Consider the following 25560-nt stretch of genomic DNA (forward strand, 5'->3'; position numbering starts at 1 on the left):
CATGCCGACACGACGTGGAGGAAGCCTCAACACATGCGCACGGCAATCTGTACGCAAAACCGGTGGCGCGATCCTCGCGGACCGCACATACAGTTTCTTCTAATGCAAGATGGGTAAAAAGGCATCACCTTATTGGGTGAGAAAGCTACTCAGAGGCGACCTTTTTTGGGTGTTTCGCCTTGACCTCAGGCGATCTCGCGCAATTGTTCCGCAGTTTGCAGGTCGACAGAGACCAGCTGCGACACGCCCTGTTCCGCCATCGTCACGCCGAAGAGGCGGTTCATGCGGGCCATGGTGATCGGGTTGTGGGTGATGATGACGAAGCGCGTCTCGGTGGAGGCTGCCATCTCGTCCATCAGGTTGCAATAGCGCTCGACGTTGTGATCGTCGAGCGGCGCGTCCACTTCGTCGAGCACGCAGATCGGCGCCGGGTTGGTGAGAAACACCGCGAAGATCAGCGCCATCGCCGTCAGCGCCTGCTCACCACCCGAAAGCAGCGTCATGGTCTGCGGCTTCTTGCCCGGCGGACGGGCGAGGATTTCGAGGCCTGCTTCCAGAGGATCGTCGGATTCGATCAGCTGCAGCTCGGCCGTGCCGCCGCCGAACAGGTGGGTGAAGAGGCGCTGGAACTGGGTGTTGACCACATCGAAGGCGGCGATCAGGCGCTCGCGGCCTTCGCGGTTCAGGCTCTGGATGGCGCCGCGCAGCTTGCGGATCGCGTCGATGACGTCGTCGCGCTCCTTGATCAGCGCCGCCAGCCGGTCGCTCAGTTCCTTCTGCTCTTCCTCGGCGCGCAGGTTGACGGCGCCCAGCCGTTCGCGCTCCATCTTCAGCCGCTCAAGCTCGCGCTCGACCTCGCGCAGATCAGGCATCGCCTGCATGGCGTCGAGACCGGCGAGCCGGAAGGCTTCGTGCGGGGCGACGTTCAACGCCTCGCGGATGCGGGCCTCGGTCTCCACGCGCTTTTCGCGGGCCGAAACCAGGCGCTCTTCGGCGCGGCCACGGCGTTCGCGGCTTTCGGCAAGCTCGGAGAGCGCAATCGCCGCCTTGTGATCGACATCGCGCTGCATCAGCTCAGCCTGCGCCAACAGATCGGCGGCGGCGCGGCGTGCGTCGTCGGCCTTCTGCAGCTCGTTGAGCAGGCCTCGGCGCTTGTCGTCGAATTCGTCCGGCGCCATTTCCAGATCGGCCGCTTCCTCGCGGGCTTCCTCTTCGCGGTCGCGCAAGGTCGCGATGTGGTCCTCGGCGCTTGCGGCGCGCTGGCGCCAGGTCTCGCGCTCTTGGCCGATCGCGATGATGCGGCGCTGGCGGGCGTCGTTTTCGCGGTTGAGGCTCTCGTGGCGGGCACGGGCTTCGGCAAGGGCGCCCCGATCGGTCGCCACATCGGCCTGCTGCAGCCGCAGGCGTTCGTCGAGTGCGGAGAGATCCGGCGCGTCGTCGAGCTCGATGCGGGCGTTTTCTTCCTGGATGGCGATGTCTTCGAGCTGGCTCTGCAGCTGGCTGACGGCTTCGGCGATGACATCGCGGCGGCGGATGAGATCGCCAGAGGCGCGCTCGGCAGCGGCCAACGCCTCGCGCGCTTCCGCCAGTTGGCGTGACGACATGCGCGCGGTATCGCGGGCCTCGGCCAGGCGATGTTCCTCGCCCGAGATGGCTTCGGCCGCGATCGCCAGCTGCTCCTCGGCTTCAGTCAGCACGTCGCGGGCGATCGATGCTTCGCTCTCGAGCTCGGACAGACGGTTCTTCTGCGCCAGGCGGAGTGCTGCGGCACTCGGCGCATCGGCGCCGGTGACGTGGCCATCCCAGCGGTAGACGGCGCCATCGCGGGTGACGAGGCGCTGGCCGGGCTTGAGGCTTACCATCAGGCCGGCAGCATCGGCGTCGGAGACGAGGCCGATCTGCTTGAGGCGGCGGGCAAGTGCGGCTGGGGCGCGGACATGCGTGATCAGCGGTGTGACGCCTGATGGCAGCGCCGGATCGGCCGCGCCGTCGCCGTTTTCCGACCAATGGGCGGGCGCCTTGGGGTCGAGCGGGGATTCGAGATCGTCACCGAGGGCAGCACCCACGGCGGTCTCGAAACCGCGATCGACCTTGAGGTCATCGGCGACAGGCGCGAATTCGCCGGCGGTGGCGCCGGATGCCAGCATGCGGGAAATTGTGCGCGCTTCGGTCTCGATGGCGTTCAGCTGGGCGCGGGCCTGATCGACCGGGGCGCGCGACATCGCCTCCGTCTGGCGGGCTGCGGCCAGCGCCTGCTCGACTGACTGTATCGCGGCTTCGGCCTCGGCGACAGCGCTCTCGCCGGCTTCGACCACCATGCGCTTCTCGTCGGGATCGGGCAGCGTCGCGATGCGCTCGCCGATACCTGACAGCTCGCGATTGGCCTCGTCCATCTGACGCTCAAGGCGCATCTTGCGGTCGGAGAGATCGCGGATGGCGCGTTCGAGCTGGTTGCGGCCGGCGGCGGCTTCGGCGCGTTCCGATGTCAGGCCGGCGAAGATGCGCTCGCTGTCGGCAAGCTTGGCGGCGGCTTCCTCGAAGGCCTCGCGGGTCTCTTCGGCGTAGCGGCCGGAATCGGCGAGGATCTCGTTGATCTCGGCTTCCTCGGCATCGAGACGCTGGAGGATCTCGGCATTGTCGGCGACGAGCCGTTCCTCGCGCCTGATATCCTCCGAGAGCTGCGCCAGGCGGCGGGTGAGCTCATCGCGACGGCGCAGGATGCGGTTGGCGTCTTCTTCCAGCTGGGTCTTGGCGATCTGCAGGCGCTGCAGGGCAGCCGCGGCGCGGGCTTCGCCCTCGCGCAGCTCTGGAAGCTTGAGGCTCGATATGCCTTGAGACTTGGCGGCCTCCATCTGCATCTGCGCCTTTTCGGCGACGATGGAGGTGGCCTGATTGAGCGCGCTGTCTGCCTCGGCTTCCGCCTCCTTGGCCTGCACCCAGCGGATATGCAGGAGCATCGCTTCGCGGGCGCGGATATCGGCGGAGAGCGACTTGAAACGATTGGCCTGGCGGGCCTGGCGCTTCAGGCTCTCGATCTGGCTTTCGAGCTGCGACGTCACGTCGTCGAGGCGCTCGAGATTGCTTTCGGCAGCGCGCAGGCGAAGCTCCGCCTCATGACGGCGTGAATGCAGGCCGGAAATGCCGGCGGCTTCTTCCAGCAACTGGCGACGGGCCTGCGGCTTGGCCGAGATCAGTTCGCCGATACGCCCCTGCCCGACCATGGACGGCGAGCGGGCGCCGGTAGAGGCGTCGGCGAAGAGCAGCTGCACATCCTTGGCGCGGCTTTCCTTGCCGTTGATGCGGTAGACGGAACCCTGCTCGCGCTCGATGCGGCGGGTGACCTGAATCTCGTCGCTATCGTTGAAGCCGGCAGGTGCGGTGCGGTCGGCATTGTCGAGATAGAGTGCCACCTCGGCGGTGTTGCGGGCGGGACGATTGCCGGAACCGGAAAAGATCACGTCGTCCATGCCCGACGCGCGCATGTTCTTGTACGAGTTCTCGCCCATCACCCAGCGCAGCGCCTCGACAAGATTGGACTTGCCGCAGCCATTCGGCCCGACGACACCGGTCAGGCCGCGCTCGATGACGAATTCGGCGGGTTCCACGAAGGATTTGAAGCCGACGAGGCGGAGCTTGTTGAACTTCATGCGGTCGCCTCAGCCGGGCGCTGGCCCAACGAAAAAACGGGCGCACGGCTTCCGCCGTCGCCCGTCTTATAGGAACGGCTCAGCTTAAAGCAGGCTGTCGATAAGGGCCGACATGATGTCAACCGACATGTCTCCAGAATAGCGCTTCCCGTTGATGAGGAAAGTCGGCGTGGCGTTGACGCCGAAATCCTTGGAACCCCGTTCCCGCGTCGCGTTCACTTCATCCAGCAGCTTCTGGTTCGTCAAGCACTTCGTGAAGCTTTCCTCACTAAATCCAGCGAGTTTGGACATCTGGAGGAGTGCGGTGCGGCCATCTTCGGCAGCGGCCCAGGTCTGCTGCTGCTTGAAGAGCATCGAGACCATCGGGAAATACTGCTCCGGCGTGCTCAGATCTTCGGGCTTGGACGGATTGCAGCGAGCCAGCATGAAGGCTGCGGCAGCGCGCGGATCGAAGGGGAATTCGCGGATGATAAAGCGAGCCTTGCCGGTGTCGACATACTTCTTCTTGATCTCGTCGAAGGTGGTGGTGTGGAAGTGCGCGCAGTGCGGGCAGGTCATCGACATGTATTCGACGATGGTGACCTTGGCGTCTTCCTTGCCCAGTGCCATTTCCGGCAGAGCGCCCGGCTTCAGCACGGCTTCCATATCGACATCGCCGTCGGACTTCGGAATTTCCACAGCCGCATTGGCGCTGCTGAAGACCGCCAGTCCGGCGGTCGCGGCAGCTGCGCCGCCCAGGAGCTGGCGCTTGGTCAGTTGCATTTCGGACATCTGCATAATTTCCTCATAAATGAGAGTAGCGGCTGGAAGTGCGATATAACGGCTGACGGCCGCGAACAAGGCACGCGTGAACGAGTTTCTTCAAACAATTGTGACCTTGATGGGACGAAGGGGCGGGAGTGGCAAGCAACTCTTGATTTTATTTGGCACGGAAGGCGGCCGGAGTGTTTCGTCCCGCGTAGAAAAATCGCAGGATCAGGACGCGTTTGCCGTCAGCTTTGTAAGCGACCGTCACGCGTTTCTCGAACACCAAGATGCGGACACCTGGATCAAAATCGTTTCGTGCAGCGCCGCGCTCCGGGAACTCCGTCAGGCTGCGGCAAAAGGCTCGCAATCTGCGAACAAAGTCGACAGCATGAACAGGATTGTCGTCGGCGATAAAGTCATAGATTTCGTCGAGGTCTCGTTCGGCCTTGGCGCGATAGACGACCTTAGTTACCGGCATCGCGCGCTTTCATTCTTTCCGCATGCTTGCGCTCGATACGGTCGAAGACCACGTCCTCATCGATGTCGGGGCTTGGATCGTCAATCGCTTCGCGGATTTTCTGGCGCATGATTTCGTCAAGCGCGTCCTCCTCTCGATCAAGCGCGCGCAACGCGGCGCGCATGACTTCGCTGGCCGAGCTGTAGGCCCCTGATTCCAGGCGCGTATCCAAGCTCTTTTGCTGGCTGCCCAGCGTAACGGTTATGGGTTTGCTGCTGCGCATGCTGATCACCTGAGACCGGAACGAGAACAATTACAGTGTAATACAGAACGCCTCTGATGCAAGCGAAAGGCGGCCGAGCCGCTACCGCCCCTTCTTCCCCAACACCGCCGTGCCGAGCCGCTTCACCGCCTCACGCAGCTTCGCATTGTCGATCCCCTCCATCATCCCCTCTAGCCGGCGGGCCGCCTCGCCTTTCAGCGGCGGCGGGGTGCGGGAGCGTTTGAAGGCTTGGGAGACCGGCTTCTGGACGATGCGGATCTGGTGGACGGCGGAGAAGCCGAAGAAGCTGTTGATGCGCTGGATGAGTTCGCCCTGCGCATGCGTCAAGAACAAGGCGCGGGCGCCCTCGCAGGCGATGGTCAAGACACCGGGGCGGAAGCTGCCGTCATCGCCGCCGCGCGCCCAGGCGATCTTTTCCGGGCGGGTGCAATCGGCGAAATCCTCGCCGGCGATCTCGTCCCAGGAGCCGAGCAGCGCCGTGTTGATGCCGGCGCGCTTGGCGAGCACGGGGTCGATCAGGCCATTGGCCAGTTCGGAGATCTGTTTTTCACCTTTGCGTGGATAACTCATGGAAACCTTTGGATGCCGCCGCTATCGGGCGCCGCCGCCTTGATCGGGCGGCAATGCTTCGCCAAGTATAGGGCACTTCCCCTCCGCACGGCAAATGATGACCTTAAAGACCACCACCGCGCCCTTAGCAAAGCCCCTGCTCGACTGGTACGATCGCCATCACCGCGACCTGCCCTGGCGCGTCTCGCCACCGATGGCAAAGCGCGGGATCAAGGCCGATCCCTATCATGTGTGGCTTTCCGAGGTGATGCTGCAGCAGACCACGGTTCCCGCCGTCAAAGCCTATTTCCTGAAATTCCTCGCGCGCTGGCCAACAGTTGATGATCTCGCCGCAGCACCCAGCGAGGACGTGATGGCGGCATGGGCCGGGCTTGGCTATTACGCCCGTGCGCGCAACCTGAAGAAATGCGCCGAGGCGGTGGCGTACGATCATGGCGGCGTGTTTCCCGACACCGAGGAAGGGCTGAAGGCATTGCCCGGGATCGGCGATTATACGGCGGCTGCGGTGGCGGCGATCGCGTTCAACCGGCAGGCCGCCGTGATGGACGGCAATATCGAGCGGGTGATCTCGCGGCTCTATGCGATCTCGACGCCGCTGCCTGCTGCCAAGCCCTTGATGAAGCAGAGGGTGGCGCTCCTGACGCCGGCGGACCGGCCGGGCGATTTCGCGCAGGCGATGATGGACCTCGGCGCCACGATCTGTACGCCGAAGCGGCCCGCATGCGCGCTCTGTCCCTTCAACGGATCGTGCGAAGCGCTGGCGCTTCACGATCCCGAGCATTTTCCGGTCAAGGCCGCAAAGAAAGCCAAGCCCGTTCGCGTCGGCGCCGCCTTCGTGGCGGTCACATCAGATGGCGAGGTGCTGTTGCGACGCAGGATCGAGAGCGGGCTGCTCGGCGGGATGACCGAGGTGCCGACGACGGGCTGGACGGCGCGGATCGACGGCGAGACCTCGGCCGACGCGGCCCCGTTCGCGGCCGACTGGCAGCCCTCGGGCACCGTCACCCATGTCTTCACCCATTTCGAGCTCAGGCTTTCGATCTGGCGCGTGGCGATCCCCGCGAGGATCGAAGAGGATGACGGATGGTGGGAGCCGGTTACAAATCTTGACGCGCAGGCATTGCCCACAGTCATGAAAAAAGCGATCACATCGGCTATTCCACGCGCGTTTCAACAGTCCAAGGACGGATAAATGCCTATTGATCATATCGTTTTCGATATCGGAAAAGTTCTTATCCACTACGATCCGAACATTCCCTTCAGCCGCATCATTCCGGATGCGACCGAGCGGCAGTGGTTCTTCGACAATGTCTGCACCCACGACTGGAACATCGAGCAGGACCGCGGCCGCACATGGGCGGATGCCGAGGCGCTTTTGATCGAGACGCATCCCGATCGCGAAGAGCACATCCGCGCCTTCCGCAAGCACTGGCACGAGATGGTGTCGCATTCCTATGACGACAGCGTCGCCATCATGGAAGGGCTAATTGCCGAAGGCCGCGACGTGACGATGCTGACGAACTTCGCTTCCGACACGTTCCGCGAGGCGCAAGTGCGCTTCCCCTTCCTCACCAAGCCGCGCGGCGTTACCGTCTCGGGCGATATCGGCCTGATCAAGCCCGACATCGCGATCTACGAAGCACACACCGAAAGCTTCGGCCTCAATCCGGCGAAGACGATCTTCATCGACGATTCGGCGCCCAACATCGAAGGCGCCAAGAAGGCGGGATGGGACGCGGTGCTCTTCACCGGCGCCGAGCAGCTGCGCGCCGATCTTGCAGAACGCGGCGTGAGGGTCTGACCATGGCATTCGATCCAGTCAAGGAAATCACCCTGTTTCACGACGCGATCAACAGGCTCGATTATCCTGTCATCGAGGACTATTTCGCCGAGGACGCGACCTATGTCTCGAACGGCGTCGGCAGTCTTTCGGGCCGCGACGAGATCATGACGGCGTTCCGCAAATACTTCGACGACTATCCCGACCAGACGGCCTTCAACACGCTTGTCGAGCGCGTCAGCCCCTATGCCGGACGCGCCGTATGGTCGGTGCGCGCCACCCACAGCAAGACCGGCAAGCCGCTCGTGCGCGAGGGCGAGGAGACGATCACCTTCAACGAAGAGGGACGCGTGACGCGGGTGGATGTGAAGGACTATCAGGACTTCTAAGCCGGAGAAGCTTCTAGGCCTCCCTCCCGGCGCGAAGAGAAACCGTAAATCTCTCATCGCCTTAGGAACAATCAGCGCCGTTGACGGTTTTGTGAGGACCCGCGCATGACGCGGTTTCGAGCAAACGATAAGTCAGCCGTGCTGACGGGAGGTTATGATGGGTAGAGGTATCTTGCTGTGGTTTCTGGGCGTTCCGATCCCGCTGATCCTGATCATCCTGCTGTTCTGGCACTAGGGGGTCGGCGATGTCCTTTACCTCCTCCACCGTGGTGACCGACGCACCACTAGAATCATCGGCTCCCGCTGTCAGCTGGGGGCCGATTATCGCCGGCACGCTGGCCGCAACCGCGATCTCGCTGATCTTCATCCTGATCGGTTCCGGCCTTGGCCTGACCATGGTATCGCCCTGGTCGCATGACAACGCCTCGCTGACCACGATCGGCGCGACTGCCGCGATCTGGCTGATCGTCGTGCAATGGGTCTCGGCCGCACTCGGCGGTTATCTGACCGGCCGCTTGCGCACCAAATGGGTCGGCGTCCATACCTACGAGGTTTTCTTCCGCGATACCGCGCATGGCTTCCTCTCCTGGGCGCTGGCGACCGTGGTCGTTGCCGGATTGCTGGGATCGGCGCTGTCATCGGTGATCAGCACCGGCACGCAGGCGACGGCAACAGCGGTGAGAGCAGTCGGCGCCGCGGGTGCCGGGGCGGCCGTAAGCGCCAGCGACAATACGAGCGGTTTCTCGCCCGCCTATTTCACCGACGCCTTGCTGCGCCCGGCCAATACGGCGCCGGCAGCGGGCAACCAGAGCGATGAGGCGGTCAATGCGCAGGTGACTCGTGTGCTGGTGAACGGCATTGTCGACGGCAAGCTTTCGGCCGATGACCAGGCTTTTGTCGAGCAGGTGGTCGCGGCCCGCACCGGCCTTTCCGCAACCGATGCCAAGGCCCGCGTCGACGCCGTCATGAAGCGGATCGACGACGCCAAGCTTGCCGCCAAGGAGGCTGCGGATAACGCCCGCAAGACGGCTTCGGCGGTTGCCCTGTTCGGCGCGCTGTCGCTGTTCGTCGGCGCCTTCATCGCCAGTGTCGCCGCCGCGATCGGCGGTCGCCAGCGCGACGAGGACGAGGAGCGGATGGCGCTGCTGCAGCGCTGAAGCCGAGACCGCGATATCGACAAACATCAAACGCCCCGGGCTTTCCGGGGCGTTTTTCATTGCGCGGCTGCGTGAAGACCAAGTCCAGAACTGAAGACGCCCGGGGTATGATCCCGGGCGCCTTTTGCCGTCTTCCGCAACTGGAGGTACAAAAACCGGTCGACGGCAGTCTCGATCGGGCCTTTCGCGGATCAGCCCGCGTTTGCCAGATCACTGCGGATGACGGCCCGGAGATCGTCGATTGGGCGCAGGGATTGCCCGTCGTCGAAGTGCCAGAACGTCCATCCGTTGCATGCGTCGAAACCCTGGACCTTTGCGCCCATTCTGTGGATCGAACCCGCCTCGCCTCCCGCCGTGACGGTGCCGTCGGCGCGAACGATCGCGCTATAGCGACGCTTGGCGTCGGTCAGCACCTGGCCGGGCTTGATGAGGCCGCTTTCGACCAGCGTGTTGAAGGCCACGCGGACCTCCTGCTTCTTGCCGGTCATGACGGTCAGTTCCGCCTTGCCGAGCGGCTCGACGGCCTCGATGCGGGCAGACGCCGCGTCGATATAGTGCTGCTCGCGCTCGATGCCGACGAAGTGGCGGCCGAGACGCTTGGCGACGGCGCCCGTCGTGCCCGAGCCGAAGAACGGATCGAGGATGATGTCGCCGGGCTTGGAAGAAGCCATGATGACGCGGGCAAGCAGCGCTTCCGGCTTCTGCGTCGGATGCACCTTCTTGCCGTCCTCGCCCTTCAGGCGCTCGTGGCCGTTGCAGATCGGGAACAGCCAGTCGGAGCGCATCTGCACGTCGTCGTTCGAGGCCTTCAGCGCATCGTAGTTGAAGGTGTAGCCCTTGGCCTTGGCATTCGGGCTCGCCCAGATCATCGTCTCATGCGCGTTCTGGAAGCGACGGCCCTTGAAGTTCGGCATCGGGTTGGTCTTGCGCCAGACGATGTCGTTCAGGATCCAGAAGTTGAGATCCTGCAGCGTGGCACCGACGCGGAAGATGTTGTGATAGGAACCGATGACCCAGAGCGTGCCCGTCGGCTTCAGCACGCGGCGGCAGGCGAGCAGCCAGGCGCGGGTGAAGGCATCATAGGCTTCGAAGGAGGCGAACTGGTCCCATTCGTCGTCGACCGCGTCGACCAGCGACTGATCGGGACGATGCAGATTGCCGCCGAGCTGCAGGTTATAGGGCGGATCGGCGAAAATGACGTCTACGGAATGGGTCGGGAGGGCTTCAAGAGCGGCAACGCAATCGCCCTTGATGATCGTGTCGATCCAGCTGTCCGGCTTTGCGGAGGCCTTGAGATCGGCAAGCGGAAATACAGACGCCATCTTTTAACTCGCTCATACACATTACGCTCTTTACTGTCTGTTATGGTTACTCATCTTGGTTACCAAAGCCTGAACCGGGGTACGATTTCGGGAAAATAAAATCTCCAGCGCGCGCCATGGTGCAACCACTTGCCGGGTTTGCGGGCCATTGCCTATGATTGAATTCTCAGGAGCGAACACGCGATGCGATCGACCAAGGCAGCCGAAAGCTCAGGCAAGCAACCGTCCCGGAAGAGCATTCTCGCGGGAGAGTTGACCGATGAAGAAATTCGGCTGATCCGCAATGCGCGCGTTGAAACCGATGCGCCTTACGAACTTGACGATCTTGATGAGGATGGAAAGCTCAGCCCTTCGAAGCGGCCGAGCTGATCCCTAACCCACCACATCATGCACCGCCCGGCTATCTGCCGGCGCCTCGTCCCGCTCGTTCATCCCGTAGTCGCGCACGACATGGCCGATGCGCAGGCGGTAGTCGGCGAAGATGCCGCCGCGGCCGGCGGCCTGGGCGGCGCGGTGGTGTTCGAGGTTGCGCCAGCGTTTGACCGCGTCCTCGTCGCGCCAGAAGGAGAGCGACAGCAGCTTGCCGCGCATGGTCAGGCTTTCGAAGCGCTCGATGGAGATGAAGCCATCCATCTTCTCCAATTCGGCGCGCAGTTCGCCGGCGAGGTCGAGATAGGTGTGGCGCTCGCCCATGTAGGGCAGAACTTCGAAGATAACGGCGATCATGGCAGCACCTTTGCGGCATGGGGGAGCGAGACGTTCTTCAGGAAGATGCGATCTTCCTTGAGGATGAAGCGTTCGCCTATTGCGAATTCGTAGTTCTCGCGGCCGAGCGGGTCGGCGGCAAGGCGGGCGCGGTAGGCTTCGTAGGCGGCGAGGCTTTCGATGTTGTAGACGCCGTAGGCCGTGGTCGCGGAACCCTCGTGCGGGGCGAAGTAGCCGATGAGGTCGGCGCCGTTGCGCGGGATAGCCTGGCCCCAGTTGCGCGCATATTCGGCGAAGGCATCCTTCTTGAACGGGTCGATTTCGTAGCGGATGAAGCAGGTGATCATCTTTTTTCTCCTTGATTGCAGGATGGTTTTGCCATGTTGCGGGACGGAGATGCTTCGGCTACGGTCGAAGTATGGAAGATGACATCTGCAGGAGGTGAGCCGTGAAGGAAGGACCTGATATCGCCCAGATCGGCGCGCTGATCGGCGATCCCGCCCGCGCCAACATGCTGGCCGCGCTGACGGGTGGCAAGGCACTGACCGCTACCGAGCTTGCCGCGGTCGGCGGCATCACGCTGCAGACGGCGAGCGCGCATCTCGCCAAGCTCGAGGCCGGCGGGCTGCTCCTTCCCCGCAAGCAGGGGCGGCATCGCTATTTCACTCTTGCCGATGAAACTGTGGCGCGGCTGATCGAAAGCATGATGGGCTTTGCGGCGAGCCGCGGGCATCTGCGCCACCAGCCGGGACCGAAGGAGCCGGCGCTGCGCAAGGCGCGGATCTGCTACGACCATCTGGCCGGCGATTACGGGGTGCGGATGCTGGATAGCCTCGTCGCCAAAGGCGCGATCGACGCCGTCGGCGACGGGCTGGCGCTGACGGCGAAGGGCGAGGAGACGTTCCAGTGCATCGGGATTAATGTCGCCGACCTCAAGGCTTCGCGGCGGCCACTCTGCCGCTCCTGCCTCGATTGGAGCGAGCGGCGGGCGCATCTGGCGGGCAGTCTCGGCAAGGCGCTGCTTGCGAGTTTCTTCGACAAGGGCTGGGCGCGTCGTACGGCGGGCAGCCGCTCGGTGATCTTTTCGCCTGATGGAGAGCGACAGTTCCTGGCACTGTTTCCGGTAGAGGCTCTTGTTTTTGCGCATGTCTTTGTCCCGAAACCGTGAACCACTTTCGGGAGACATGCGTCAGCTTGGCGCGACCAGCACATCGGTAAAGCCGCGCTCGGCGATATCGTTGCAGAGTTCGCTCCATTCGCACTCTTCGCAAGCCTTGCGGATCGTGCCGAGAGCGAAATTGCGGCGCAGGCGTTCCAGCAGCGCCGCGTCGGGATAGATGCGGGTGCCTTTCCAGACCGCCATCCCCAACAGACGGCCGACGGCTTGCGCCGCCGCCCTGTCCCGCGCCACGACGCTGTCGTTGTGGCAATGCGCCGCCGCTCCCGAGAGCAGCGGCGCGCAGATATCGTCGGGGCCGTCGACCACCTCGATCTCCTCGCCCGACGAGAGGCGCCGGGCGATACGCATGTAGTTCTCGGTGAAGGCGGGCGTGTAGCCTTCACCGACGAAGGTCAGCATGCAGAGCAGGTGGTGGGCGCGCAGGCGAACGGTCATTTCAGCGGCCGGTATAGATCCTGATACCCTTCAGCACGGCTGCCGCCAGCGCCGACTTCAACACCGCGCCGAGAATGAAGGGGGCGACGCCGAGCAGCCAGGCCTTTTCCATGCCGAGCAGGTTTGCGAGCCACAGGCCACCGATCGCCAGGCACAGGATATTGGCGGCGAAATGAGCGGCGAAGCTGCGGATCACGGCGTCGCCGGTCCAGCCGCGCGCGGCAAGCCAGCCGACAAGCGCCGCGATCACAGGGAAGGATGCGAGATAGCCCGCCGTAGGACCGGCGAAGGGGGCGAGACCACCGGCGCCGCCAGCCAGAACCGGGAAGCCCATGGCTGCTTCAGCGAGCCAAGCCAGAACCGTCGCCGCGCCGAGACGCCGGCCATAGAGCGCGCCGATCATCGTCACCGCGAAGGTCTGCATCGTGATCGGCACCGGCACCATCGGCACCGAGATCTGCGAGGCTAGTGCCAGGACGAGCGTGCCGGCCAGCACGAAGACGGCCTTGATGGCGGCCGGCCGAGCAGCGAGGCGCAGCGGGTCGAAACGGAACTCCTGGGATTGATCGAACAGGGACATGAACTCTCCTTCTCAAATTATAGATAATTTTTGATTCCCATCTATTTTATGAGAGAGATTTTTCGCGATGGCAAGCGGGTGCGACGCGATTGTGCAGTGGACAAACGAGAGCGCGTGCACGATCGACCATGAAAGCAGGCGTAACGGCGCGATTTTCCGGGAAAATCACGACCATTAAAAATTATCTATAATTTTGGAAAATCAGCCGACGATGGCGAACGCTTCGCCGTTTTCGCCAGCCTTGTTGGTGGATTTCGGCGCGCGACCGATCCACTGGACGTGTCGCTCAAGGATGCCGGCCGCCTCTTCCGCCCTGCCTTGGCGCAAAGCCACGAGGATGGCGCGGTGGTCGTGGTCGGTGCGCTTTTCCCAGCCCGAACGCCAGGCGGAAAACAGAAAGCGAGCGCTGGCGGCGTGGAGATCGTCGATCGAGGCGAGCAGACGGCTCATGTTGCAGGGCGTCAGGATCAGGCGATGGAAGCGGCGGTTGGCCTCCTCCCAGGCATGAACGTCGGCCGCGGCATCGCCCTCGCGGGTCGCGTCCTCGGCGGCATCGAGGATGGCGGGCGTCAGATGCTTGGCGGCGTGGCGCAGCGCTAGGACCTCGAGTGCGGCGCGCATCTCGGCCACCTCGCGCACCTCCTTGATGTCGAACGAGGCGACGCGCACGCCGCGGCGCGGCTCGCTGATCGCCAGCCCCTGGGCCTCCAGGCGGCGGAAGGCTTCGCGCACGGGCACGTGGCTGGCGCCGAACTCCTCGGCGATATGATCCTGGCGCAGACGGAAGCCGGCCGGCAGTTCGCCGCGAACGATGCGGTCGGCGAGCACGCGGCTGATGCGGCTTGCGATTGTGTCTTCCGGTTCCTTGGCCATACTCATCCATTAGAGGGCGAGCCGTGGCTTGTCGAGATGGCTTGTCGAGGCGGCAAGCGCCTGCATCCGCAGGCATTTCAATTGAGCGCAACCCTAGCCACCCAGCACCCGCAGGCCAGCCATGACGCCCGGCCGGTTGAGATCGGGCGAGGCATCGTGTAAAGCCGCAGCATCCCCCAACAAGGCTTGATAGACATGAATGGCTTCGACCTCATCCTTTTCGACTGCGACGGTGTTCTGGTCGATTCCGAAATCATCGCGGCGGACGTGGAGTCCAAGCTTCTGACGGAGGCCGGCTACCCTATCAGCATCGAGGAGATGGGCGAGCGCTTCTCCGGCATGACCTGGCAGAACATCCTCATGGAAGTGGAGCGCGACGCCAGCATTCCGCTCTCGGCCTCGTTGCTCGACAAGTCCGAGAAGCTGCTCGACATGCGCCTCGCTTCCGACGTGCAGGCGATCGCGGGCGTCGAGGCGGCCATCAAGCGCATCGATCTCAAGCGCTGCATCTGCTCGAACTCGTCGAGCGCGCGGCTGACCATGATGCTCTCGAAGGTGGGGCTCAGCCAGTTCTTCGCGCCGAACATCTTCTCGGCCAAGGATCTTGGCGCCGACCGCGTCAAGCCGAAGCCCGATATCTTCCTGCATGGCGCCAAGCAGATGGGCGCTTCGCCGTCGCGCTGCGTGGTGGTCGAGGATTCCGTGCACGGCGTCCACGCGGCCCGCGCCGCCGGCATGCGGGTGATCGGCTTCACCGGCGCCTCGCACACCTACCCCTCGCATGCCGACCGGTTGACGGATGCGGGTGCCGAGACGGTGATTTCGCGGATGGTGGATCTGCCGGGTGTAGTTGCGGCGCTTGCGGAGTGGGAAGGCGTGGCGTGAGTTTGGATTGAGGGGTGTTTGAGGGATTACGTGGTTGGCGTTGTGCCGTGAGCCCCCTCATCCGCCTGCCGGCACCTTCTCCCCGTTGGGGAGAAGAGACTCGGGGCCGGCCACTCGCTCCATCTTCCCTTCTCCCCAACGGGGAGAAGGTGGCCCGAAGGGTCGGATGAGGGGGCCTCACGGCACGCCCTCAAACTTGAAATCGCGATACCTCGGCAACCGCGATCCCCCTACCCCAAACCTTAGCTAGACTTCTTCTTGCCCTTGCCCTTGCCCTTGGCAGGCGCGCCCTGGTCGAAGCCAACGTTGACGCGGACCAGTGCGCCGGAGCCGACGGGGAGCTTGATGTCGTCCTTGCGGAACAGGACCTGGGTGGCGCCGGTCGGGTCGATCTGGGCGGGGAAGTTGGTGACTTCGGAATAGAGCGCGTCTTCGCCGTCGAAGACGGAGATACGGATCGGCAGCGTGACGTTGCCGCCGGTGCCGGCCGGGCCCGCGACGACGCGGACTTGTGCCACGACGGTCATCACGAGGTTCTGGTCGTTCAGCGTGCACTGGCGCGTGTAGTTGCCGATCGAGGCCTGGAAGGAGAGCTTGTCGGGCGCGCCGGTCTTGGCGCCGCCTGCGTAGCGGTAGAGGATCGCGTCGGCGTCCTTCATGTAGATGGTCGGGCAAGCGCCCTGGACGACGCGCGCCGTATTGCCGGATGCTGTCGTGGCGGTGCCGATCGACGGATCGTTGGAGGACGGGTTGGCGGGCGACAGCGGCATGATCTGGCCGGTGGCGCCTGATGGTGCCGTTTCCGCCGTCTTCGTCTCACCACCGCCCATCCCGAGCGAGTTGCAGCCGACCAGAACAGCCGCGAAGGATACGGAAGCGATAAGACGAGAGACCTTGCCGAGCACGATTATTCCACCCTCTTCACAAAGTTTTTTGCCAGGCCTGCTGAGTGAAAACAGGGCCTTTCGTGACAGTTTGCGATGGTCTATATCAGCGGCGCAAACAAAAATCGATTGGGTAAGCACTGTTTTGATGCACATTTCGGGATTGCAGCCGGCGAAGGCCAGAGCTGCGGCCAAGAGGCGGCGCGACACAGGTTTTCTCTTCAATCCGGATTTTATTTAGGCCGGCACATCAAGGATGACGACAGTGGAATATATCTCGACCCGCGGCAAAGCGCCTGCTCTCGGTTTCTGCGATGCATTGCTGGCGGGTCTGGCGCGTGACGGTGGCCTCTATGTGCCGCGCGAATGGCCGCAGTTCTCCAAGAAGGAAATCCGGGCACTGCGCGGCAAGAGCTACCATGATATCGCCTTCACCATCCTGTCGCCATTCACCAACGGTGAAATCCCAGCCGACACCTTCCGGGCGATGATCGACGAAGCCTACGGCACCTTCCGCCATCCGGCGATCGCGCCTTTGGTGCAGACCGGCCCGAACAGCTTCGTGATGGAGCTCTTCCACGGCACGACGCTCGCCTTCAAGGATGTGGCGATGCAGCTTCTGGCACGGCTGATGGATTATGCGCTGGAAAAGCGCGGCGAGCGCGCCACCATCGTCGGCGCCACCTCGGGCGACACGGGCGGGGCCGCGATCGACGCATTCGCCGGCCGCGAGCGCACCGACATCTTCATTCTCTTCCCGCATGGCAAGGTTTCGCCGGTTCAGCAGCGGCAGATGACGACGTCGACGGCGTCGAACGTGCATGCGCTCGCCGTCGAGGGCAATTTCGACGATTGCCAGAACCTCGTGAAGGCGATGTTCAACGATGCCGCCTTCCGCGACAAGGTGAAGCTCTCGGGCGTCAACTCGATCAACTGGGCGCGCATCATGGCGCAGATCGTCTATTATTTCACGACGGCGATCACGCTCGGCGCACCTGATCGCAAGGTCTCGTTCACCGTGCCGACCGGCAATTTCGGCGATATCTTCGCCGGTTACTGCGCCAAGCGCATGGGCCTGCCGATCGGCAAGCTGGTCGTTGCCACCAACGAAAACGACATCATGGCGCGCACGATCAAGACCGGCCGCTACGAGATGAAGGACGTCAAGGCGACGACCTCGCCGTCGATGGACATCCAGATTTCGTCGAATTTCGAACGGCTGCTGTTCGAGGCCTATGGCCGCGATGCCTCGAAGGTTCGCGCTGCCATGGACAGCCTGAAGCAATCGAACGGTTTCGATATTTCGGCCGATGCCATGTCCTTCATCAAGAAGGATTTCCGCGCCGGCCGCGCCAGCGAAAAGCAGGTGGCCGAGACGATCAAGACCACGCTCGAAAAGACCGGCTACCTGCTCGATCCGCATTCGGCGATCGGCGTTTTCGTGGCTGACAAGCATGAAAAGGCCAATTCACCGATGGTGACGCTGGCCACCGCGCATCCGGCTAAGTTCCCCGCCGCCGTAAAATCCGCATCCGGTATTGACCCCGCGCTCCCGACGTGGCTTGCTGATTTGATGGACAAGGAGGAGCGCTTTCAGATCGTTAAGCCCGAGCTCAAAGAGGTAGAAACATTTATCGACGAGCATTCCCGGGCCTAATCGGCAGAAGGCGCAGAAAGATAGCCAATGACAGTTGAGTGCACCCGGCTCAAATCCGGGCTGACAGTAGTGACACAGACCATGCCGCACCTCGAAAGTGCAGCGCTCGGGGTCTGGATCAAATCAGGTTCGCGCAACGAGACGACAGACGAGCACGGGATTGCCCACCTGCTCGAACACATGGCCTTCAAGGGAACCGCGCGCCGCAGCGCCCGCGAGATCGCCGAACAGATCGAGGATGTCGGTGGCGAAGTAAACGCCGCCACCTCGACCGAAACGACCTCCTACTACGCGCGCGTCCTGAAAGACCACGTGCCGCTCGCCGTCGATATCCTGGCTGACATCCTCACTGAATCCGCTTTCGAAGAGGAAGAGCTGGAGCGTGAGAAGCAGGTCATCCTGCAGGAAATCAACGCCGCCAACGACACGCCCGACGATGTGGTGTTCGATCGGTTTTCCGAAGTCGCCTATCGCGACCAGACGCTCGGCCGCGCCATTCTCGGCACGCCGCAGACGGTGGTGTCCTTCACGCCGCAGCAGATCCGCGGCTATCTCAGCCGCAACTACACGACCGATCGCATGTTCGTGGTCGCAGCCGGCGCCGTGCAGCACGACGAGTTCGTGCGCATGGTCGAGGAGCGATTCGCCTCGCTCCCGACCGCGCCGAGCGCCACGCCGGTCATGGACCCCGCCAAGTACATCGGCGGCAACATCCGCGAGACGCGCGACCTGATGGACGCCCAGATCCTGCTCGGCTTCGAGGGCAAGGCCTATCACGCGCGCGACTTCTACTGTTCGCAGATCCTCGCCAACATCCTCGGCGGCGGCATGTCTTCCCGCCTGTTCCAGGAAGTGCGCGAAATCCGCGGGCTCTGCTATTCGATCTATGCCTTCCACTGGGGCTTTTCCGACACCGGCATCTTCGGCATTCATGCCGCGACCGGCGGCGAGAACCTGCCGGAACTGGTGCCTGTGATCATCGACGAGCTGCACAAGTCGGCGACCTCCATCGACCAGAAGGAAATCGAGCGTGCCCGCGCGCAGATCCGCGCCCAGCTTCTGATGGGCCAGGAAAGCCCGGCGGCGCGCGCCGGCCAGGTGGCGCGGCAGATGATGCTCTACGGCCGGCCGATCTCCAATCCTGAAATGATGGAGCGGCTCGAAGGCATCACCATCGAACGCCTGACCGACCTTGCGGGCCGGCTGTTCTTCGACACCGTGCCGACGCTGTCGGCGATCGGCCCGCTCGAGCATCTGGCGCCGATGGAAGACATCGCCGCGTCGCTCACCTCGCCTGCCCCACAGGGCAAGCAAGCCGTACTTTGAACCTGCATTCGCGGCTCCGGGAGTAATCGATGCCAAAATCGGTGTTTCGGTTCCTGTCTCGGCAGCCGGAAGCAGTTGAAATCGAAGACGCCAATTATGTGCTGCGGCTGCCGCGCTACCAGGATTTCAACCAGTGGCACAAGCTGCGGTCGGCAAGCCGCGGCTTTCTCGAACGCTGGGAGCCGACCTGGCGCCGCGATGAGCTGACGGAAGGCTCGTACCGGGCGCGCGTCATTCGCGGCAAGCAGGAATACGCGTCAGGCCAGGCCGTTCCGCTGCTGCTTTTCCACCGTGAAAACATGACGCTGCTCGGCGGCATCACCATCGGCTATATCAGGCGCGGGGCGGCACAGAGCTGCATGATCGGCTACTGGATGGGCGAAGCGCATGCCGGCCAGGGCCATATGTTCGCCGCACTTCAATTGGTTATACCCTACATCTTCGCAGGCCTTGAGTTGCACCGTATCGAAGCAGCCTGTATTCCAGACAATGCTCGGAGCATCCGCCTGCTTGAAAAAGCCGGGTTTCAGCGGGAAGGCTATCTGCGCGGATACTTGAAGATCAACGGTCAGTGGCATGATCACGTGATGTTTTCACTGCTCGCCACCGATACGGATAAAGGCAGGATAACCGACAGCCGATGACCAACAAACGCATGCTGCACCCATCACCATCTGGACGTTTCGTCGCGGTGATCGCAGCGCTTTTCCTGTCGGCTTTGGCGCTGATGGCAGGGGTCGCGCAGGCGGCCGAACCGGTGAAGATTTCCCGCGACGACACCGCGCTCGATCTGACCAAGACCACCGAGATCTACGCCAACCAGGGTGAGGCCTTTCAGGTGTCTACCGCGGCCGGCGCCGACGGCATCCGCCGGCGCATCGAGGTGCGCTCGAGCTCCGGCAACCACCAGGGCGACTGGGCGGTCTTCGCGCTTGCCAACGTTTCCGACGAGCAGCTGGAACGCGTCATCGTCGCACCGCATTTCCGTCTGGTGAATTCCAAGCTTTTCTGGCCTGACCTCGGCTCGCAGCGCATCATCGCGATCACGCCGAGCGAAGGCTTCGCGCTCGACCGGCAGCCGAGCGACGATTCCGACGTCTTCCGCATCACGCTCAACCCGGGCTCCGTCATCACCTTCGTCGCCGAGCTTTCGACGCCGGAACTGCCGCAGATCTATCTGTGGGAGCCCGACGCCTACAAGGACACGATCAACGCGTTCACGCTCTATCGCGGCATCGTGCTTGGGATCGCCGGCCTGCTGGCGGTGTTCCTCACCATCCTTTTCGTCGTCAAGGGCACCTCGATGCTGCCGGCGACCGCCGCGCTCGCCTGGGCGGTGCTCGGCTATATCTGCGTCGATTTCGGCTTTCTCGGCAAGCTCGTCAGCATCGCTTCGGCGGACCAGCGAATATGGCGCGCCTGCGCGGAAGTGGCGCTGGCATCGAGTTTCGTCATCTTCCTGTTCACCTATCTCAACCTAAACCGGTGGCATACGCATCTCGGCTACGTGACGCTGGCCTGGGTGCTGGGTCTGGCGCTGCTCTTCGGCGTCGCGATCTACGATCCGGCCATCGCCGCCGGTATCGCCCGCCTCTCCTTCGCGCTCACCGCGACGCTGGGCTTGCTGCTGATCATCTATCTCGGCCTCAACCGCTACGACCGCGCCATCCTGCTCGTGCCCGCATGGGCGCTGATCCTGGTGTGGCTGTTCGGCGGCTGGCTGACGATCACCGGCCAGCTCGACAACGACATCATCCAGCCGGCGCTCGGCGGTGGTCTCGTGCTGATCGTGCTTCTGATCGGCTTCACCGTCATGCAGCACGCCTTTGCCGGCGGCACGTTCCAGCAGGGCCTGTTCTCCGATCTCGAACGGCAATCGCTGGCGCTGACTGGCTCCGGCGACATGGTGTGGGATTGGGACGTGGCGCGCGACCGCGTCGTCACCATCCCCGATGTCTCGGTCAAGCTCGGCCTTTCGCCCGGCACGATGCATGGTGCCGCCCGCAACTGGCTGCCGCGCCTGCACCCCGACGATCGCGACCGCTTCCGCGCCACGCTCGACGTGCTGCTCGAACATCGCCGCGGCCGGCTGAACCACGAGTTCCGCATCCGCGCCGAGGACGGGCATTTCCACTGGCTGCTGATCCGCGCCCGGCCGGTGCTCGATTCCAACGGCGAGGTGATCCGCTGCGTCGGCACCGTCATCGACGTGACCGAGCAGAAGAACTCGATCGACCGGCTGCTGCAGGACGCGCTGCACGACAACCTGACCGGCCTTCCCAACCGCCAGCTGTTCCTCGACCGCCTGCAGGGCGTGCTGGCGCTGGCGCCAGGTGGCGATACGCTGAGGCCGACCGTGATGGTGATCGATATCGATCGCTACAAGCTGGTCAACGACGCGCTTGGCGTGGCGGCCGGCGACAACATTCTGATCGCGCTGACGCGCCGTCTTCGCCGACTGTTGAAGCCGCAGGACACGCTGGCGCGGCTCTCCGGCGACCAGTTTGGCCTCATTCTGGTTTCCGAGCGCGATCCCACCAAGATCGCCGACTTCGCCGATGCGATCAGCAAGGCGATCATGGTGCCGATCAACTTCGCCAACCGCGAGATCATCCTGACGGCGTCGATCGGGCTTGCCTCCTTCGTCGACCAGCAGGAAAACGCGACGGGGATGCTCAGCGATTCCGAGCTTGCCATGTACCGAGCGAAACGTGCCGGCAGCAATCGCGTCGAGCCGTTCCAGCCTGCCTTCCGCGACTTCGGCGCCGATCGGCTGCAGCTGGAATCGGATCTCCGCCGTGCGCTGGAGCGCAAGGAACTGTCGATGGTCTACCAGCCGATTGCCGGCCTGGAAGATGTGGAGATCGCCGGCTTCGAGGCGCTGATGCGCTGGGAGCATCCGAAGCGCGGCAACATCCCGCCGTCGGAGTTCATCCCGATCGCGGAAGCTTCCGACATCATCAACATGCTCGGCGTCTTCGCGCTCGAACAGGCGACCAACGACCTGATGGCCTGGGAGAGCCAGACCGGCGAGCTGCCGATCTTCGTGTCGATCAACCTCTCCAGCTCGCAGCTGCTGAACAACGATCTCTATGACGACGTCCGCTCGGTTCTCGCCAAGACCCATTGCGATCCAACCCGGCTGAAGCTGGAGTTGACCGAGACGATGGTGATGGAAAACCCGGAGCAGGCGCGCCTGGTGCTCGGCAAGCTGCGCGAGATCGGGCTTGGGCTGGCGCTCGACGATTTCGGCACCGGCTACTCCTCGCTCTCCTACCTCACCCGCTTCCCGTTCGACACGATCAAGCTCGACAAGACGCTGGTCTGCGACACCAGCGACCGCAAGTCGACCGTGCTGCGCTCGGTGATCTCGATGGCGCGGGAGCTTGAGATGAAGGTCGTCGCCGAGGGGATCGAGTCCAACGAGGATGCGATCGAGCTGGCGAAGATGGGCTGCACCTACGGCCAGAGCTATCTCTTCGGCCCGCCGATGGCGTCGGAATCGGTACTGCGGCTGCTGAAGGAACGGTTTCCTCTGACCAAGCGCGCCTGAGGTCTCTCAGGCCGCCAAGGTTCAGGCACCTAATATTCAGGCCGCGACTTGCCGTGGCTCGGCGACGCGATCCTGGATCAGCCGATGCAGATATTCGAGCTTTTCGACGACAGCGTTCGACAGCACGAAGGGGTAGGAATCCGGCTGGCCCATGCTGCGCTGGATGGCGTTGATCGCTACCGATAGCGGCACCCAGGCGCTGACCAATTGCTCGGCGCTCGCTGCCCGATAGGGATTGAAATCCACCTCAGACGCCATTTCCTCATGACCGCGCGGATCGATCGCGATGCCGAAGCCGCGCGCGGTCTCCAGCGTATCGACGATATGGAGATAGTGCGCGAAGCACTCGGCGAAATCCTCCCAGGGATGGGCCGCAGCATAAGCGCTGATGAAACTCTGCTGCCAGCCGAGAGGCGCGCCGTTCTGGTAATGGTTCTGCAGCGCCTGGCCATAATCCTGGCGCTCATCGCCGAAGACGGCGCGGAAGCCATCGAAGGCGTCGCGGTCGCGGACCAGGCGGTTCCAGACGAAGTGCCCGATCTCGTGGCGGAAATGGCCGAGCAGCGTTCTATAGGGTTCGTTCATCGAGGCGCGGGCAAGTTCGCGGGTGATGTCGTCGGCCTCGGCTGCGCGGATGGCGATGACACCTTCGTCGTGGCCGGTCATGGCCGGGATGACGTTGCCGTCGACCTGCACCTCATCCTCGAGAAAGTCGAATACCAACCCGCCTTGCGGATCCTCGATCCGATCGGGCGGCGGCAGGCGCCAGCGCAAGAGCGAGTAGAAGAGATGGCGCTGCGCCTGGCTGATGCGACGCCAGCGATCGATCCCCTCCTGCGTATGGGTATTCGGCACCAGGCGATTGTAGCGGCAGGCGATGCAAAACGGATTTTCGTCATCCGCATTGACCAGCCAGTTGCAGATATCGAGACCGGCATTGGCGCAGAAGCGCACCGCGCGCTGAGGGTCCGACGTCAGCTGCCACAGCGTGTCGTCGCGCGGCTCGAGTGCCCGCATCGAGAGGTCATCAGGCAGGAAGCCGAGGCGATGGTTGCAGCGAACGCATTGCCGGTTGTCGAAGTGCACGACCTGATCGCAGTTATCGCAGGCGAAAAGCCGCATGGAACGCCCCATAGCGTGGTGTTGATACAAAACGACCCGCAGCGCGGATGCGCGACGGGCCATTGCGTGGATGCTTTCGATCACATGCGATCGACGACATCCTTCAGCTTGTCCTTTGCATTGCCCTTGGCAGTCTGTGCCTTGCCCTTGGCTTCCTGGACGGCGCCCTTGGCGCGGGTCGAATTGTCGCCGGTCGCCTTGCCGACAGCCTGCTTCGCCTTGCCGGCGATTTCGTTGGCCTTGCCGGAAATCTTGTCGCTGGTGCTACCCATCTGATGTCTCCTTTTGGTACGGGCCTCGTGCCCGGTGCGAAAAGAGAACGTGGTTCGCGGCTATTCGTTCCGCGAATTTTTTCAGCTTCAGGCGTGGCCGGCTTCAGTGGAGAGCATGGCGGCCGAAATGCCCATGCCGGCCAATGCGCGCTCGTATTTATCATCCAGATTGGGATCGAAAATGAGGGCATCGTTGGCCGGGCAATTCAGCCAGCCATTGCTGGCGATCTCGGCTTCGAGCTGGCCAGCACCCCAGCCGGCATAGCCGAGCAGCATGGTGGCGCGCTTCGGCCCCTCGCCCTTGGCAATGGCACGGATGATGTCGAGCGTCGCCGTCATGCAGATATCGTCGCTGACGGGAATGCTGGAATCGCAGAGATAATCATCGGAATGCAGAACGAAACCGCGGCCGCTTTCCACAGGCCCGCCCGTCTGGATCGACAGGTCGCCAGATGGCGGCGGCATGAGGATCGCCTCGTCGCTCTTGATCATGTCGAGATGCATGAGCACGTCAGTGAACGAAAGCTCCTGAGAGCGGTTGATGATGAAACCCATGGCGCCGGCATCGGAATGGGCGCAGACATAGATGACGGTGCGGGCGAAATTGCTGTCCGATACGCCGGGCATGGCGATCAGGAACTGGCCGTCGAAGAAGCCGCGTTCACGTCTGTTTTTCAGGGTCGACAGGGACATGATACCTCCTGATGCCAGACCGCTCGAGGCGCCGACAAGAGAAACATGGGCCAATGTCCTGTTTCAATCAACTGAAAATGAAAATTAAATCGGATGCGGCTGCTGGCGAAGGGCAGCGGATTTGAATAACCATTGCCGCATGACCTTTGCCCCGCACAAAAGACATCTCGTCCTAATCCTCGCCACGGCTCTTGGCCTGTCCTCAGCCGCGCTCTCCACAGCGCAGGCGGGCACCAGCGAATGGGTCGACAATGCCGGCGGGCGGATGCGGCTGGTGGCGATGGCGCCCGACGCGCACGGCAAGATCCGCGCCGGGCTGCAGATCGAACCCAATGCCGGATGGATCACCTATTGGCGCGAGCCGGGCAATAGCGGCATCCCCCCGCAGATCACGATCGCGCCCGAGACAGGCGTGACGCTCGATAAGATCGGCTACCCGATCCCGAAGCACATCAAGGACGAGAGGCTCGACGACATCGGCTACGACGCGCCGGTGACGCTGCCGCTCACGCTTTCGGCCACGAGCGGTGCCACCGAGATCAAGGCGCAGGCCTTCATCGGTATCTGCAAGGATATCTGCGTGCCCTTCCAGGCCGATCTCACCGTTCGCCTCGCTGCGGCAGGACAATCGGAGCCGGAGGAAAAGGCCATACTGGACGCCGCCGACGCGCGGTTGCCGGAGGCGCCTTCCTCCAAGTTCAAGGTGACCAAGCACACGCTGTCGGCCGACCTGAAGGAGCTGACGCTCAATATCACGCTCCCCGATATCGGCGACACGACGCCCGACGTCGCCATTGCCGGCCCGAGCGGCTATGTGTTTACCAAGCAGCTGATGAGCAAGCGCGATGGCACGTCGCTGACGACGACAGTTGCGATCGGCAAGCTGCCGAAGAATTACGACATATCGGGCAAGAGCTGGAGCGCGCTTGTGATCGACGGTGCCCGCGCCATCGAAAGCCCGCTTGCTTTCAAATAGGCCGATCCTATCATTCACACCTGCCATTGATCTCAACTTAGGCGGCCCTCGGCGGCGCCTGCCAAAC

27 protein-coding genes are annotated in these 25560 nt (G+C 63.2%); 12 read left to right on the top strand and 15 right to left on the bottom strand.

Features of this window, described 5'->3' with window-relative positions; all coding sequences use genetic code 11:
• Nucleotides 1-185 precede the first annotated feature (185 nt).
• The 5 genes from smc to D460_RS0113270 form a co-directional block, all read right to left on the bottom strand.
• Nucleotides 186-3647: a chromosome segregation protein SMC gene (gene smc / locus D460_RS0113250; protein WP_018899038.1), complete on the bottom strand. Its 3462-nt coding sequence runs from the start codon at nt 3645-3647 to the stop codon at nt 186-188.
• Nucleotides 3648-3731: 84 nt separating this feature from the next.
• A complete protein-coding gene (locus D460_RS0113255; RefSeq protein WP_018899039.1) occupies nt 3732-4424 on the bottom strand; it encodes a DsbA family protein in 693 nt (230 codons plus the stop codon).
• A 142-nt stretch (nt 4425-4566) separates the two neighbouring features.
• On the bottom strand, nt 4567-4872 hold the full coding sequence (locus D460_RS0113260; RefSeq protein WP_018899040.1) for a type II toxin-antitoxin system RelE/ParE family toxin: 306 nt from the start codon (nt 4870-4872) through the stop codon (nt 4567-4569).
• On the bottom strand, nt 4859-5134 hold the full coding sequence (locus tag D460_RS0113265; RefSeq protein WP_037111341.1) for a type II toxin-antitoxin system ParD family antitoxin: 276 nt from the start codon (nt 5132-5134) through the stop codon (nt 4859-4861). The genes D460_RS0113260 and D460_RS0113265 overlap by 14 nt, the downstream gene beginning before the upstream one ends.
• Nucleotides 5135-5215: 81 nt before the next feature.
• On the bottom strand, nt 5216-5704 hold the full coding sequence (locus tag D460_RS0113270) for a DUF721 domain-containing protein (RefSeq protein WP_018899042.1): 489 nt from the start codon (nt 5702-5704) through the stop codon (nt 5216-5218).
• 97 nt (nt 5705-5801) lie between these two features.
• On the opposite strand from D460_RS0113270, the gene mutY reads away from it, so the two are divergent.
• From mutY to D460_RS0113290, 4 genes are all read left to right on the top strand, one after another.
• Nucleotides 5802-6896 (top strand): A/G-specific adenine glycosylase, encoded by a 1095-nt coding sequence (mutY, locus tag D460_RS0113275; protein ID WP_026283101.1) that lies wholly within the window; start codon nt 5802-5804, stop codon nt 6894-6896.
• Nucleotides 6897-7505, top strand: a complete 609-nt coding sequence (locus tag D460_RS0113280; protein WP_018899044.1) for an HAD family phosphatase — start codon at nt 6897-6899, stop codon at nt 7503-7505.
• Nucleotides 7506-7507: 2 nt separating this feature from the next.
• Nucleotides 7508-7873 (top strand): nuclear transport factor 2 family protein, encoded by a 366-nt coding sequence (locus D460_RS0113285; RefSeq protein ID WP_018899045.1) that lies wholly within the window; start codon nt 7508-7510, stop codon nt 7871-7873.
• Between the two features lie 245 nt (nt 7874-8118).
• Nucleotides 8119-9030 (top strand): hypothetical protein, encoded by a 912-nt coding sequence (locus tag D460_RS0113290; RefSeq protein WP_018899046.1) that lies wholly within the window; start codon nt 8119-8121, stop codon nt 9028-9030.
• Nucleotides 9031-9221: 191 nt separating this feature from the next.
• On the opposite strand, the gene D460_RS0113295 is transcribed toward D460_RS0113290, so the two are convergent.
• The gene (locus tag D460_RS0113295) at nt 9222-10352 is read right to left on the bottom strand and encodes a site-specific DNA-methyltransferase (protein WP_018899047.1); all 1131 of its coding nucleotides are present in this window, start codon (nt 10350-10352) and stop codon (nt 9222-9224) included.
• Between the two features lie 183 nt (nt 10353-10535).
• Between D460_RS0113295 and D460_RS0113300 the strand changes: the two genes are divergently transcribed.
• Nucleotides 10536-10721, top strand: a complete 186-nt coding sequence (locus D460_RS0113300; RefSeq protein WP_018899048.1) for a hypothetical protein — start codon at nt 10536-10538, stop codon at nt 10719-10721.
• Between the two features lie 3 nt (nt 10722-10724).
• On the opposite strand, the gene D460_RS0113305 is transcribed toward D460_RS0113300, so the two are convergent.
• Entirely contained in the window at nt 10725-11078 is a 354-nt protein-coding gene (locus tag D460_RS0113305; protein ID WP_018899049.1) for an antibiotic biosynthesis monooxygenase, read from the bottom strand.
• Nucleotides 11075-11404 carry an NIPSNAP family protein gene (locus D460_RS0113310; RefSeq protein ID WP_018899050.1) on the bottom strand — a complete coding sequence of 110 codons (330 nt, stop codon included), beginning with the start codon at nt 11402-11404 and terminating at the stop codon, nt 11075-11077. The genes D460_RS0113305 and D460_RS0113310 overlap by 4 nt, the downstream gene beginning before the upstream one ends.
• Before the next feature lie 101 nt (nt 11405-11505).
• Here D460_RS0113310 and D460_RS0113315 point away from each other — a divergent pair, with 101 nt between their 5' ends.
• On the top strand, nt 11506-12225 hold the full coding sequence (locus tag D460_RS0113315) for a helix-turn-helix transcriptional regulator (protein WP_018899051.1): 720 nt from the start codon (nt 11506-11508) through the stop codon (nt 12223-12225).
• 21 nt (nt 12226-12246) lie between these two features.
• Here D460_RS0113315 and D460_RS0113320 read toward each other — a convergent pair whose 3' ends face one another.
• The 3 genes from D460_RS0113320 to D460_RS0113330 all read right to left on the bottom strand — a co-directional run bounded on the left by D460_RS0113320 (nt 12247) and on the right by D460_RS0113330 (nt 14125).
• Nucleotides 12247-12672, bottom strand: a complete 426-nt coding sequence (locus D460_RS0113320; protein WP_018899052.1) for a DUF1284 domain-containing protein — start codon at nt 12670-12672, stop codon at nt 12247-12249.
• A 1-nt stretch (nt 12673) separates the two neighbouring features.
• Nucleotides 12674-13252 (bottom strand): biotin transporter BioY, encoded by a 579-nt coding sequence (locus D460_RS0113325; RefSeq protein ID WP_018899053.1) that lies wholly within the window; start codon nt 13250-13252, stop codon nt 12674-12676.
• A 201-nt stretch (nt 13253-13453) separates the two neighbouring features.
• Nucleotides 13454-14125, bottom strand: coding sequence for a GntR family transcriptional regulator (locus D460_RS0113330; protein WP_018899054.1), 672 nt, complete (start codon nt 14123-14125; stop codon nt 13454-13456).
• Nucleotides 14126-14320: 195 nt separating this feature from the next.
• On the opposite strand from D460_RS0113330, the gene D460_RS0113335 reads away from it, so the two are divergent.
• Entirely contained in the window at nt 14321-15010 is a 690-nt protein-coding gene (locus D460_RS0113335; protein WP_018899055.1) for an HAD family hydrolase, read from the top strand.
• Nucleotides 15011-15252: 242 nt separating this feature from the next.
• On the opposite strand, the gene D460_RS0113340 is transcribed toward D460_RS0113335, so the two are convergent.
• Nucleotides 15253-15918 (bottom strand): hypothetical protein, encoded by a 666-nt coding sequence (locus tag D460_RS0113340; protein ID WP_026283103.1) that lies wholly within the window; start codon nt 15916-15918, stop codon nt 15253-15255.
• Between the two features lie 232 nt (nt 15919-16150).
• Here D460_RS0113340 and thrC point away from each other — a divergent pair, with 232 nt between their 5' ends.
• The 4 genes from thrC to D460_RS0113360 are packed head-to-tail and all read left to right on the top strand — an operon-like array spanning nt 16151 to nt 22430.
• Nucleotides 16151-17551: a threonine synthase gene (thrC, locus tag D460_RS0113345; protein WP_026283104.1), complete on the top strand. Its 1401-nt coding sequence runs from the start codon at nt 16151-16153 to the stop codon at nt 17549-17551.
• A gap of 27 nt (nt 17552-17578) precedes the next feature.
• Complete coding sequence (locus D460_RS0113350) at nt 17579-18877, top strand: pitrilysin family protein (RefSeq protein ID WP_026283105.1); 1299 nt, start codon at nt 17579-17581, stop codon at nt 18875-18877.
• A 29-nt stretch (nt 18878-18906) separates the two neighbouring features.
• Nucleotides 18907-19521: a GNAT family protein gene (locus D460_RS0113355; RefSeq protein ID WP_018899059.1), complete on the top strand. Its 615-nt coding sequence runs from the start codon at nt 18907-18909 to the stop codon at nt 19519-19521.
• The gene (locus D460_RS0113360) at nt 19518-22430 is read left to right on the top strand and encodes an EAL domain-containing protein (RefSeq protein ID WP_018899060.1); all 2913 of its coding nucleotides are present in this window, start codon (nt 19518-19520) and stop codon (nt 22428-22430) included. The genes D460_RS0113355 and D460_RS0113360 overlap by 4 nt, the downstream gene beginning before the upstream one ends.
• 36 nt (nt 22431-22466) lie before the next feature.
• Here D460_RS0113360 and D460_RS0113365 read toward each other — a convergent pair whose 3' ends face one another.
• From D460_RS0113365 to D460_RS0113375, 3 genes are all read right to left on the bottom strand, one after another.
• Complete coding sequence (locus tag D460_RS0113365; RefSeq protein WP_018899061.1) at nt 22467-23552, bottom strand: putative zinc-binding metallopeptidase; 1086 nt, start codon at nt 23550-23552, stop codon at nt 22467-22469.
• A gap of 80 nt (nt 23553-23632) precedes the next feature.
• Entirely contained in the window at nt 23633-23824 is a 192-nt protein-coding gene (locus D460_RS0113370; RefSeq protein WP_018899062.1) for a CsbD family protein, read from the bottom strand.
• A gap of 87 nt (nt 23825-23911) precedes the next feature.
• Nucleotides 23912-24517: a YqgE/AlgH family protein gene (locus tag D460_RS0113375; RefSeq protein ID WP_018899063.1), complete on the bottom strand. Its 606-nt coding sequence runs from the start codon at nt 24515-24517 to the stop codon at nt 23912-23914.
• A gap of 265 nt (nt 24518-24782) precedes the next feature.
• Here D460_RS0113375 and D460_RS0113380 point away from each other — a divergent pair, with 265 nt between their 5' ends.
• Nucleotides 24783-25493: a protein-disulfide reductase DsbD domain-containing protein gene (locus D460_RS0113380; RefSeq protein ID WP_245267747.1), complete on the top strand. Its 711-nt coding sequence runs from the start codon at nt 24783-24785 to the stop codon at nt 25491-25493.
• The last annotated feature ends 67 nt before the right edge of the window (nt 25494-25560 follow it).

Origin of the sequence: Rhizobium sp. 2MFCol3.1 (genome assembly GCF_000377565.1) — a bacterium.
Lineage (GTDB): Bacteria > Pseudomonadota > Alphaproteobacteria > Rhizobiales > Rhizobiaceae > Rhizobium.

Bases quoted from the DNA above. Each gene is read 5' to 3' on its own strand.
- D460_RS0113350 (WP_026283105.1), top strand. From the start codon at position 17,579: ATGACAGTTGAGTGCACCCGGCTCAAATCCGGGCTGACAGTAGTGACA.
- mutY (WP_026283101.1), top strand. From the start codon at position 5,802: ATGACCTTAAAGACCACCACCGCGCCCTTAGCAAAGCCCCTGCTCGAC.
- D460_RS0113380 (WP_245267747.1), top strand. From the start codon at position 24,783: ATGCGGCTGGTGGCGATGGCGCCCGACGCGCACGGCAAGATCCGCGCC.
- D460_RS0113260 (WP_018899040.1), bottom strand. From the start codon at position 4,872: ATGCCGGTAACTAAGGTCGTCTATCGCGCCAAGGCCGAACGAGACCTC.
- D460_RS0113325 (WP_018899053.1), bottom strand. From the start codon at position 13,252: ATGTCCCTGTTCGATCAATCCCAGGAGTTCCGTTTCGACCCGCTGCGC.
- D460_RS0113330 (WP_018899054.1), bottom strand. From the start codon at position 14,125: ATGGCCAAGGAACCGGAAGACACAATCGCAAGCCGCATCAGCCGCGTG.
- D460_RS0113370 (WP_018899062.1), bottom strand. From the start codon at position 23,824: ATGGGTAGCACCAGCGACAAGATTTCCGGCAAGGCCAACGAAATCGCC.
- D460_RS0113290 (WP_018899046.1), top strand. From the start codon at position 8,119: ATGTCCTTTACCTCCTCCACCGTGGTGACCGACGCACCACTAGAATCA.
- D460_RS0113265 (WP_037111341.1), bottom strand. From the start codon at position 5,134: ATGCGCAGCAGCAAACCCATAACCGTTACGCTGGGCAGCCAGCAAAAG.
- D460_RS0113305 (WP_018899049.1), bottom strand. From the start codon at position 11,078: ATGATCGCCGTTATCTTCGAAGTTCTGCCCTACATGGGCGAGCGCCAC.
- D460_RS0113300 (WP_018899048.1), top strand. From the start codon at position 10,536: ATGCGATCGACCAAGGCAGCCGAAAGCTCAGGCAAGCAACCGTCCCGG.
- D460_RS0113365 (WP_018899061.1), bottom strand. From the start codon at position 23,552: ATGCGGCTTTTCGCCTGCGATAACTGCGATCAGGTCGTGCACTTCGAC.
- D460_RS0113310 (WP_018899050.1), bottom strand. From the start codon at position 11,404: ATGATCACCTGCTTCATCCGCTACGAAATCGACCCGTTCAAGAAGGAT.
- D460_RS0113280 (WP_018899044.1), top strand. From the start codon at position 6,897: ATGCCTATTGATCATATCGTTTTCGATATCGGAAAAGTTCTTATCCAC.
- D460_RS0113255 (WP_018899039.1), bottom strand. From the start codon at position 4,424: ATGCAGATGTCCGAAATGCAACTGACCAAGCGCCAGCTCCTGGGCGGC.
- smc (WP_018899038.1), bottom strand. From the start codon at position 3,647: ATGAAGTTCAACAAGCTCCGCCTCGTCGGCTTCAAATCCTTCGTGGAA.
- D460_RS0113320 (WP_018899052.1), bottom strand. From the start codon at position 12,672: ATGACCGTTCGCCTGCGCGCCCACCACCTGCTCTGCATGCTGACCTTC.
- D460_RS0113375 (WP_018899063.1), bottom strand. From the start codon at position 24,517: ATGTCCCTGTCGACCCTGAAAAACAGACGTGAACGCGGCTTCTTCGAC.
- D460_RS0113285 (WP_018899045.1), top strand. From the start codon at position 7,508: ATGGCATTCGATCCAGTCAAGGAAATCACCCTGTTTCACGACGCGATC.
- D460_RS0113355 (WP_018899059.1), top strand. From the start codon at position 18,907: ATGCCAAAATCGGTGTTTCGGTTCCTGTCTCGGCAGCCGGAAGCAGTT.
- thrC (WP_026283104.1), top strand. From the start codon at position 16,151: ATGACGACAGTGGAATATATCTCGACCCGCGGCAAAGCGCCTGCTCTC.
- D460_RS0113295 (WP_018899047.1), bottom strand. From the start codon at position 10,352: ATGGCGTCTGTATTTCCGCTTGCCGATCTCAAGGCCTCCGCAAAGCCG.
- D460_RS0113335 (WP_018899055.1), top strand. From the start codon at position 14,321: ATGAATGGCTTCGACCTCATCCTTTTCGACTGCGACGGTGTTCTGGTC.
- D460_RS0113360 (WP_018899060.1), top strand. From the start codon at position 19,518: ATGACCAACAAACGCATGCTGCACCCATCACCATCTGGACGTTTCGTC.
- D460_RS0113270 (WP_018899042.1), bottom strand. From the start codon at position 5,704: ATGAGTTATCCACGCAAAGGTGAAAAACAGATCTCCGAACTGGCCAAT.